This window comes from Phocaeicola sp. (assembly GCF_057861905.1).
Genome location: NZ_DBMACV010000099.1, coordinates 1 through 9,109, shown reverse-complemented (window position 1 = coordinate 9,109; position 9,109 = coordinate 1). Strand labels below are relative to the sequence as shown.

8 protein-coding genes are annotated in these 9,109 nt (G+C 45.6%); 2 read left to right on the top strand and 6 right to left on the bottom strand.

Annotation, left to right across the window (positions count from 1 at the left end; all coding sequences use genetic code 11):
* Positions 1 to 183 precede the first annotated feature (183 nt).
* The 6 genes from mnmE to ACZM60_RS13725 all read right to left on the bottom strand — a co-directional run bounded on the left by mnmE (position 184) and on the right by ACZM60_RS13725 (position 6,507).
* Entirely contained in the window at positions 184 to 1,683 is a 1,500-nt protein-coding gene (gene mnmE, locus ACZM60_RS13750; protein ID WP_489521780.1) for a tRNA uridine-5-carboxymethylaminomethyl(34) synthesis GTPase MnmE, read from the bottom strand.
* Between the two features lie 73 nt (positions 1,684 to 1,756).
* On the bottom strand, positions 1,757 to 2,251 hold the full coding sequence (locus tag ACZM60_RS13745; protein ID WP_418586932.1) for a GAF domain-containing protein: 495 nt from the start codon (positions 2,249 to 2,251) through the stop codon (positions 1,757 to 1,759).
* Between the two features lie 377 nt (positions 2,252 to 2,628).
* On the bottom strand, positions 2,629 to 3,507 hold the full coding sequence (locus ACZM60_RS13740) for a nucleoside phosphorylase (protein ID WP_021971429.1): 879 nt from the start codon (positions 3,505 to 3,507) through the stop codon (positions 2,629 to 2,631).
* A gap of 54 nt (positions 3,508 to 3,561) precedes the next feature.
* Positions 3,562 to 4,563, bottom strand: a complete 1,002-nt coding sequence (floA, locus tag ACZM60_RS13735; RefSeq protein ID WP_489521779.1) for a flotillin-like protein FloA — start codon at positions 4,561 to 4,563, stop codon at positions 3,562 to 3,564.
* 27 nt (positions 4,564 to 4,590) lie between these two features.
* The gene (locus tag ACZM60_RS13730) at positions 4,591 to 5,064 is read right to left on the bottom strand and encodes an NfeD family protein (RefSeq protein WP_021971431.1); all 474 of its coding nucleotides are present in this window, start codon (positions 5,062 to 5,064) and stop codon (positions 4,591 to 4,593) included.
* Positions 5,065 to 5,094: 30 nt separating this feature from the next.
* Entirely contained in the window at positions 5,095 to 6,507 is a 1,413-nt protein-coding gene (locus ACZM60_RS13725) for a tetratricopeptide repeat protein (RefSeq protein WP_489521778.1), read from the bottom strand.
* A gap of 150 nt (positions 6,508 to 6,657) precedes the next feature.
* On the opposite strand from ACZM60_RS13725, the gene ACZM60_RS13720 reads away from it, so the two are divergent.
* Both ACZM60_RS13720 and ACZM60_RS13715 read left to right on the top strand, forming a co-directional pair.
* Positions 6,658 to 7,407 (top strand): PP-loop family protein, encoded by a 750-nt coding sequence (locus ACZM60_RS13720; protein WP_489521777.1) that lies wholly within the window; start codon positions 6,658 to 6,660, stop codon positions 7,405 to 7,407.
* A 453-nt stretch (positions 7,408 to 7,860) separates the two neighbouring features.
* Positions 7,861 to 9,039, top strand: coding sequence for a hypothetical protein (locus tag ACZM60_RS13715; RefSeq protein ID WP_489521776.1), 1,179 nt, complete (start codon positions 7,861 to 7,863; stop codon positions 9,037 to 9,039).
* Positions 9,040 to 9,109: the final 70 nt, after the last annotated feature.

Here is a 9,109-nt window from a genome sequence, read left to right as displayed (position 1 = left end):
TTCTCCACGACCTTGCCAACGATAATCCTCGGATTTTCGTGGTGAGGTACACAGGAGGTACAAAAAATGGCGTAAAAAGGCTTAGCAACGATTATCAACGATACTTGAGCAACAAAAAAGGCGCCCGTAAAGAGCGCCATATTAATCGATTATAGTCAATTTAACTATTTGATAATCAGATAGTTATTTGCCGATGCAGAAATGCTTGAATATATTCCCCAGCACCTCATCATTAGTGATTTCCCCGCCCACGATCTCAGCCAGGTGGAAAAGACATTCACGTAAATCCTGGCTCACCAGATCACCGGAGAGATGCATGGCCAGACCGTCTTGTACCCGATGAATAGCCTCCAGTGCACGGCTCAATGCTTCATAGTGACGGATATTGCTTACCACCACATCATTTTGTGAAAGGTCAGGCAAGGCTGCAAAATCTACCAATTGCTTCTGAAGTTGAGAAATACCCTCTTTTTGTTTAGCAGAAAGAGAAATGGCACAAGCATCTTCGGGCAGGTTTGGAAACGTCAGATTGGCAGAGGAAGTCGACTCCAGACTCGTAACGTTGGGAGTACCAGCTTCCCGACTGGCTATATTCTGATTCATCGAATCATTGCTTTCAGAAGAATAAGCGTTATCCGAAGGCAGGAGATCCGATTTATTTAGAACGATAACCAGATGCTTGCCCTCACATCGGGGAAGAATCTTTTCAGCCAGTTCACGATATTGTTCCTCAGCACAAGTAGCATCGATCACCCAAAGCACAATGTTTGCCTGCTCCAGTTTCTGAAAACTGCGTTCGATACCCAAGTTTTCGATGGTATCAGTCGTGTCACGGATTCCGGCTGTATCGATAAAGCGGAAGGTGACACCACCTAAATTCATCGTATCTTCGATGACATCGCGTGTCGTGCCGTGGATATCACTTACGATAGCTCGTTCTTCATTTAGTAACGCATTCAGCAAAGTCGATTTACCCGCATTGGTTTCTCCCACGATGGCAACTGGCACACCGTTCTTCAATGCGTTGCCGACACTGAAGGTGTCGACCAGATGACTGATGACTTGTTCTATCTGACGGGCTATTTCTTCCAGTTCCGAACGGTCGGCAAACTCCAGTTCTTCGTGGTCACTGAAATCCAGTTCCAGCTCCATGAGGGAAGTCAGGTGAAGCAGCTTTTCTCTCAAGGCAGACAGTTCGCGACTGAATCCGCCGCGCATCTGGTTCATGGCCATGCGGTGTGTGGCGGCAGAAGTTGAGGCAATCAGGTCGGCTACGGCTTCTGCCTGACTCAAGTCCATCTTGCCGTTCAGAAAAGCACGCTGGGTATATTCACCCGGTCCGGCTGCGCGACATCCATTCTTAATAAGGAGTTGCATGACCTGTTGCAGGATGTAGGACGAGCCATGGCAGGATATCTCTACAGAGTCTTCACCGGTATAAGAATGAGGGGCACGGAAAAGGCTGACCAGTACTTCGTCTATCACTTCACCCTCGGGAGAGAGAATGTGTCCGAATGTCAGTGTATACGGCTTACGTTCTGCCAGTGGCTTGCCCGAGGCAGGAGTAAAAATTCGGTCGGTGATGGCAATAGCCTGAGTTCCCGAAACACGGATCGTGCCGATGGCTCCGCCTTGAGCGGTAGCAATGGCACAAATAGTATCTTCTGTTTGTTGTATATTCACGATATTTTCTTGCTTTTTAAATCGCACAAAGATACGGCTTTTTCGGCTTATTTCCGGAAAAGTTTGGACAATATTATTGTGGGGAGTAAAGCTCCCGGATGAGGAGGCCGACTACTTTTTCGAGATAAATTCGGTCGGTTTCATCAAATGTATTCAGCTGGTCGCTGTCGATGTCGAGCACACCTTTCACTTCTCCGTTGACGATTATCGGAACAACGATTTCCGAACGGGAGAGGGAACTGCATGCTATATGTCCCGGAAACTGGTCTACGTCGGGTACGACCTGCGTCTGTACTTCCGACCAAGCGGTACCGCATACCCCACGTCCTTTTTTGATACGATAGCAGGCTACACTTCCCTGAAACGGTCCCAGATGAAGTTCGCCGCTGTGTACCAGATAAAAGCCCACCCAGAAAAAGTCAAATGCTTCTTTCAAAGCGGCACAGGTATTGGCCAGTACACTGATTTCGTTCTTTTCTCCTTCTATGAGTGGAGCGAATTGTGTAAGAAATGTTTGATAACGTTCTGCTTTGTTTAGTTTATTGTCTTGTTTGAAACTTGCTTCCATAAAAATGATAATGTTCGTTTGAATGTTGCGGGGGTAGACAAGCTGTCCTTGTATAAGCATTAGAGTCTGATATTTTACGGCTATCCCTCTTTTTTAATGATAGATTTTGTTTTCAGAAGTAACGTCTTTTACAGATTCTTCTGGTTAGAGCGAGAAAGTTTTCTTCTGTGTTATTTCTTTATTTATGGGGATGGTCGTTGTACCGCATTCGAATAAATCAGGCGATAGCTGAAGTTATTTCTGAACGATTGCCTGACAGTATATCATCGGACTCTTGATTTGAATCTCCCGAAACGATTAATTGACGATACCTGAAGCCGTTCTTCCTGCAAGAAGATGAAAACGGTTTCAGGTATTTTGCTATGTACTGATAACGATCAGATACGCTCCAGCACGATTTTTATCAGATCGTCTATCTGGTTCTTGTAGCCCGTATTGGCTTCTTGGGCTACGCGATTGGCTATCACCATGCACACTGTAGTAGCCTTGTGTCCTTGCAGACGTGCCAGACCTGCCAGTGCCGAACTTTCCATTTCGAAGTTCGTGATGCGATGTCCCTGATATTCGAAGCTTTCTATCTTTTCATTCTGATGAGGGTCGGCAAGTGGAATACGGAGCTGTCTGCCCTGAGGACCAAAGAATCCGCCACAGGCCACTGTGACACCTCGTATCATGTCTGTTCCGGCAATACGTTCTACCAGTTCTTTGTTGGCATGGATGACGTAAGGTGCCGGTGCGCACATATTACCGCTCCATCCCAGATGATTCAGAAGAGCACGTTCCATCGGTAAGTCGCATACGGCATTTCTGCCTGCATAAAAGTTCAAGAGTCCGTCGAATCCTACCGATACTTCAGAACAGATGAAGGTTCCTACAGGCGTATAAGGCTGTAAGCCACCGCAAGTTCCGATTCGTACCAGTTCCAGTTGGCGGAAAGTATCTTTCTCTTCACGTGTCTGAAAATCGATGTTTGCCAGCGCATCGAGTTCGTTCATCACAATGTCTATATTGTCACAACCAATTCCGGTAGAGGTAACTGTAATTCGTTTTCCCTTATATACACCGGTTACGGTATGAAATTCACGGCTTTCTACTTCACATTCTCTGCTCTCGAAGTGAGATGCGACAAGCGCCACTCGTCCGGGATCGCCTACGAGAATTACCTTGTCTGCCAGATGTTCCGGTTTCACATGGAGGTGAAATACAGAGCCATCTTCGTTTATAATTAATTCTGAGGGTGGAAAATACTTTTTCATAAGAGTTATTTTTTTATTTAGTCTGTTGAATTTCTTGATGGGGCTGCCGAGGCTTTATTTGCCGATAGGCTCGTGTCCGGCTGGATTCGCATCAGGACGGGCAATGCTGCTTCGCATATCGGTATCAGCCTGGATGTTTTTCATCCGGTAATAATCCATGATACCCAGATTGCCGTTGCGGAAAGCCTCGGCCATTGCCTTCGGGACTTCTGCTTCAGCTTGTATAACATTGGCGCGGGCTTCTTCAGCTTTTGCTTTCATTTCCTGTTCCAGAGCTACTGCCATGGCGCGGCGTTCCTCTGCTTTTGCCTGAGCGATGTTTTTGTCTGCGTTTGCCTGGTCTATTTGCAGGGAAGCTCCGATATTACGGCCTATGTCGATATCGGCAATATCGATGGACAGAATTTCGAAAGCTGTACCTGCATCCAGCCCCTTGCACAGTACAAGTTTGGAGATAGAGTCCGGATTTTCGAGTACCGACTTGTGGTTTTCAGACGAGCCGATGGACGAAACGATACCTTCGCCTACACGTGCCAGAACGGTATCTTCGCCGGCTCCACCGACCAGTTGGCGGATGTTGGCACGTACGGTCACACGTGCCTTGGCAATGAGCTGGATACCGTCTTTGGCTACGGCTGTTACGGGGGGCGTATCGATGACTTTCGGATTGACGGACATCTGTACGGCTTCGAACACGTCACGTCCTGCAAGATCTATTCCTGTTGCCATTTGAAACGAAAGATCGATATTGGCTTTCGAAGCCGACACCAGTGCGTGCACCACCTTTTCTACATGTCCGCCTGCCATATAGTGGGCTTCCAGTTCATCGCGGGTAATGGTACTCAGTCCTGCCTTGTGGGCTTCTATCATAGCCGGTACGATCACATAGGGCGGAACGTTGCGGATTCGCATCAGAAAAAGCTGGACGAGCGAGATACGTACACCCGAAACCTTGGCAGAAAGCCAGAGAAAGAAGGGCACGTAATGGAAGAAGACTGCCAATAAAATGACGCCTCCAATGGCCAGGATGAACGGGAGATAATAGGAATCAATCATAATTCAAATGGTATTTAAGGTTAAAGATTACTGCTGGTTGCAGCGTACTACGTACACTGTGCTGTTGTCTATGCGGACCACACGTACGGGAGTACGTTCTTCGATAAATCCGTCGGCAGACTGTACTTCGACAATGTGTCCGTTTATTTCTGCGTTTCCTATCAGGGTAAGGCGGGTCAGTGACGTACCTGTGTTGCCTACTTGAATGTTTGTTCCTTTCAGTGGCTGGGGTTTGTAGTCGAGTGTCTTTTTGAGGGACAAACGGTCTACGGTTTTGGAGCGCATGAACCAGATGGTAACACCGATTATTCCGGCAACTACAATAGCCAGTGTAATGAATCCTGTCTGCGTATCCACATTGTGGAATGCGTAGTAAATGGCATAGAGCAGGCTGATTCCTGAGGCAATACCTGCAAGGGTAATGCCCGGAACAAGGAACACTTCTACTGCAAAAAGCAGCAGACCTGCTACTATAAGTGCTATGATAATCAGTATTTCCATGTTGTTAGTTAGGGTTAGGTTGTACTAATTTTACTGTTTCAATGCCTTCAGCTCGGTATTGCGTACGGAGAGAGTCAGCTCTTCCAGTTCACGACGCAGTTCGTTGGTCCGTTTTTCTTTATCAAGTATACCGGGAGCAAGTTTCTCTTTTCCCGCCTTGTTACTTTGCTGATATGCTTTGCGCAGATTCTCTAACGATTCTTCCATCGATGCAAGGTCCTTCTCTTTTTGCATAAGAGAAGCATACAACTGGCGTGCTTCTTTGGAACGGAAGTCGGACAATGTATGGTAAACAGCATTATCATCTACTATAAACTGGAAATCTCCTTTTTTCTTTTCCGTATTGTTGCCGTACATTACTTGTGCCAGATGCTGTCTGGCAATACGGACTTTGTCGACATCACTCCACGTCTTCTTTATTTCCTTCAGACAGGCTGCGTCAATAATGGCTTGTGGGTCTGTATTTTCGTAGTCGTATACCTGTTTGCTTTCGTTGGGGACGAATACATAAATGCAAACTTTTCCTTCCGGCTGATAACGGTCGGAGGCAAACCATCCCAAGTCGTTCAGGTCGTCCAAGGCGTACATATAGTCATTGTATGGAGAATTGAACGGCATGCCGATATTGTCCGGGCGGAGATAGGTGTTGTCGTCAGAGTCGTATCGGGTAACAAAAATATCATATCCGCCCATGCTTTCACTTCCTTGTGCTCCAAAGTAAAGTGTAATACCGTCGGAAGCCATGAAAGGATAGTTCTGGTTGTGCCCGCTTTCGTTCAGCCCTTCCAGAAGCTTAGCATCTTCCCATTTGTCTATCAGTTTGATGCGTGAATACAAATGAGTTTCTCCATCGCCGGATGCTTGGGTAAAAATCATTTTATCTCCCAGTTCGTTGATGAAGGAAGTTCCCGATCCGTCTTCGCTCATGGAAATCGTTCCCGATTCTTTGCTCAGCTTATAGGCGGACAAGAAGTCGTTTTTATCTACCACGAAACTGTCTATCACAGCTACGTTTTCTGTACCACGCAGCATGCGTGCACCCTGAAGGCAGCGGTCGAGTTCCTTTTCGGCTTCGGATGTGTCGCGTTTTTTCTTTTCCAGCCATTCTATATGCTCTTCGATGTTTTCTGTAGCTTCATCGAAACGGTACATGGAATAATATAATTTTCCCAGGTATAAGTAAGCGTTTATTACTTTTCTGGCAGCACTTTTTTCCAGATAAGGCTGGGCTTCTTTCAGGTCGCCGGTTTCGTAGCAGCATGCTCCGTACCAGAAATTATAATTGGCGTTCGACGGGGCTTGCTTTACGAGCTTCTGGAATACGGGTTTTGCTTCGGCGAATTTTCCTTCTTCGAACCATTGTTTGGCTTGGGTAAGCGATTGTGCAGAAGCGCTTCCCATGTAGCATAAACCGATAAGTGCTAGTGTATATTTCTTGTTCATGATATTTTTCGTGTTGTTTTCAAAATGTCATTTTCAAAAATACGAAGTTTCTTCGAAATTTTGTCTATTTCGGTATTCTATTTTTCAAAATCTTTCGGGAATCGTTCTTTTCGTGTAATTTTATCCCCGTTTTTAGGTTTACATAAGTGTATGGGAAAATTGACAGAAGAAGATAAGCTGATGCGACGCATCGAGAAACGTTTTAATAAAGGTGTTGTGCAGTATGGACTGATAGAGGATGGCGACAAGATACTGGTAGGCCTGTCGGGAGGGAAAGACTCGCTGGCTTTGCTGGAGCTGCTTGCGAGCCGTTCGCGTATATACAAGCCTCGTTTTTCGGTTGTTGCTGCACATGTTGTCATGACGAATATTGCTTACGAGTCGGATATGGATTACTTGCGTGCGTACGCAGAAGAGCTGGGGGTTCCCTTTGTGCGCTATGAAACATCTTTCGATCCGTCGACAGATACCCGTAAGTCGCCGTGCTTCCTCTGTTCGTGGAACCGTCGGAAGGCGCTCTTTACGGTAGCAAAGGAGCAGGGGTGTAACAAGATAGCTTTGGGGCATCACATGGATGATATTCTGGAAACACTGCTGATGAACATGACGTTTCAGGGAGCATTCAGTACCATGCCTCCACGTCTGGTGATGCGGAAGTTTGATATGACCATAATCCGCCCGATGTGTCTGGTGCACGAAGCCGATCTGATAGAGATGGCGCAGGTCAGAGGTTATCGCAAGCAGATAAAGAACTGTCCGTATGAAAAGGATTCTCATCGTTCGGACATGAAGGAAGTGTTGCGTTTGCTGGAGCGTATGAATCCCGAAGCCCGTTATAGTTTATGGGGAAGCATGAATAATATTCAGGCAGACTTGCTTCCTGAATCAGTGGATGAATAAGTGTCCGGCAGGGCTTTTGCCGAAAATAGAAAAACTTGTGCTGGGGCTGTTCGGAAAAGTTCTGCATAGGGTTGGAAAATCGTTTCCTTCTTTTCTGCGTTTTTGTACAAAAAACAAAATGTTTTGTACAAAAACGCAGATAGTTTGTACAAAAAAAATCAAAATCTCTTGGTATTTTGTTCGTCGTTTCCTGAAGATTTTTTGGGGGGATGGGGAGATTTTGTGTTTTTCCGACCGATAATTTATTGGAATTCTTGGAACATTTCGTTCTTCTTTTTTGTTGTTTCGGATAAAGACAGATAAAAACAATTGGTAGAACTGGCTTCTGTTCGTAGGATATGGGGCAGGAATAGCTGGTAGAACCTGATTCCGGACTGGCTCTTGTGGCTGGTTGCGGCCGAATCTGTATTGTTGCTAACCTTTTTGTTTGCAGGCATATCAAACGATAATAAGATGAAAAACAGCTTCTTTTATATTGCTTTCCTTTGTGTGATATCCGTTTTTTCCGGTTGTAGTGAGCAAGAACGGACCGGAAGTCTGGGTGAAACGGAATTGTATTTCAACGAACGTCTTTCTTCTATTTCCGTCGACGGAGATTCTGCTTTCTGGATAGGAAGTGAAGCTGGGGATATATGGTACATGAAGCAGCGTAAATTTCAGAGTTATAACATTGGGGCAGATCGCATTTATAAGGTCGCAACAGATTCAATACTGCCGGACGGGAGGATATGTTGGGTGGGTATTCGTAATTCGGGACTTCAGAAATGGAAACTGGGTCAGGATGAAACTTGCTTGATGGATAAGTATGCTATTCCCAATAAGGGCTGTAACTATTCGGTATACGATATGCTTCTTGCTGGAGCATCGCTTTATGTGGCAACGAGTCAGGGACTTTACGTCATGCCTCGTTCGGGAAAGGGAGAACTGAAGCTGGTTTATCCGTCGGACGATAGTGAAACAGCACGTTCTGGCAGGCCGTTTATTGTGAATAATATCCGGAGGTATGGACCGGAGTACTTGTTGTGTGCTACGCAGGAAGGGCTACTCAAAATAAATCTGATAGATGGGAAAGTTGCATTGATGAACGCCGGAGAGCCGGTTTACAATGTTTCGGTATATGATAATAAAGTATATGTACTGGCTAAGAAAAAGTTGCTTGTAGAAGATGTGGCAGGCAGTGTGCTGTACGAAGTCGGGCTGAATTTTTCTCCCCGTATTTACTATAAGTTAGGCAACATTCATTATTTTTTCGCTGATAGCCATCTGTTTCTCAGCGATGACCTGAAGTCGTTCCTGTCGGTTCCATTAAGGCGTAAGGTTCCGCAGTTCTGCAACAATGTTGTTGCTACCGATAAGGTAAACGGTTTTACGGTGCTGATTACGGAAAACGCTTTGTGGAATATTCCGCTTCACCTCGGTATCTTTAATGCGAACGGGGAAATTGTAGCATCGTGTACTGAGGGTGATAATATGTATTACGTAAATTCGAAAAATGAATTGTACTGTCTGCGTACAGGCGATAGTGTGGCATTTAAAATATCGGATATTCCGGCTGATGAGGCTGTATCGGGGATGATGGCAGATGGGCGGTATTTGTATTACATACCTGAGTTCGGGATAAGTTTAGAATAAGGCCAGTTGTTTTGAGTCCTCAATATAGTATCCTTGCAATGCATCCGGTTTGTTTTCAAAGAAACAATAA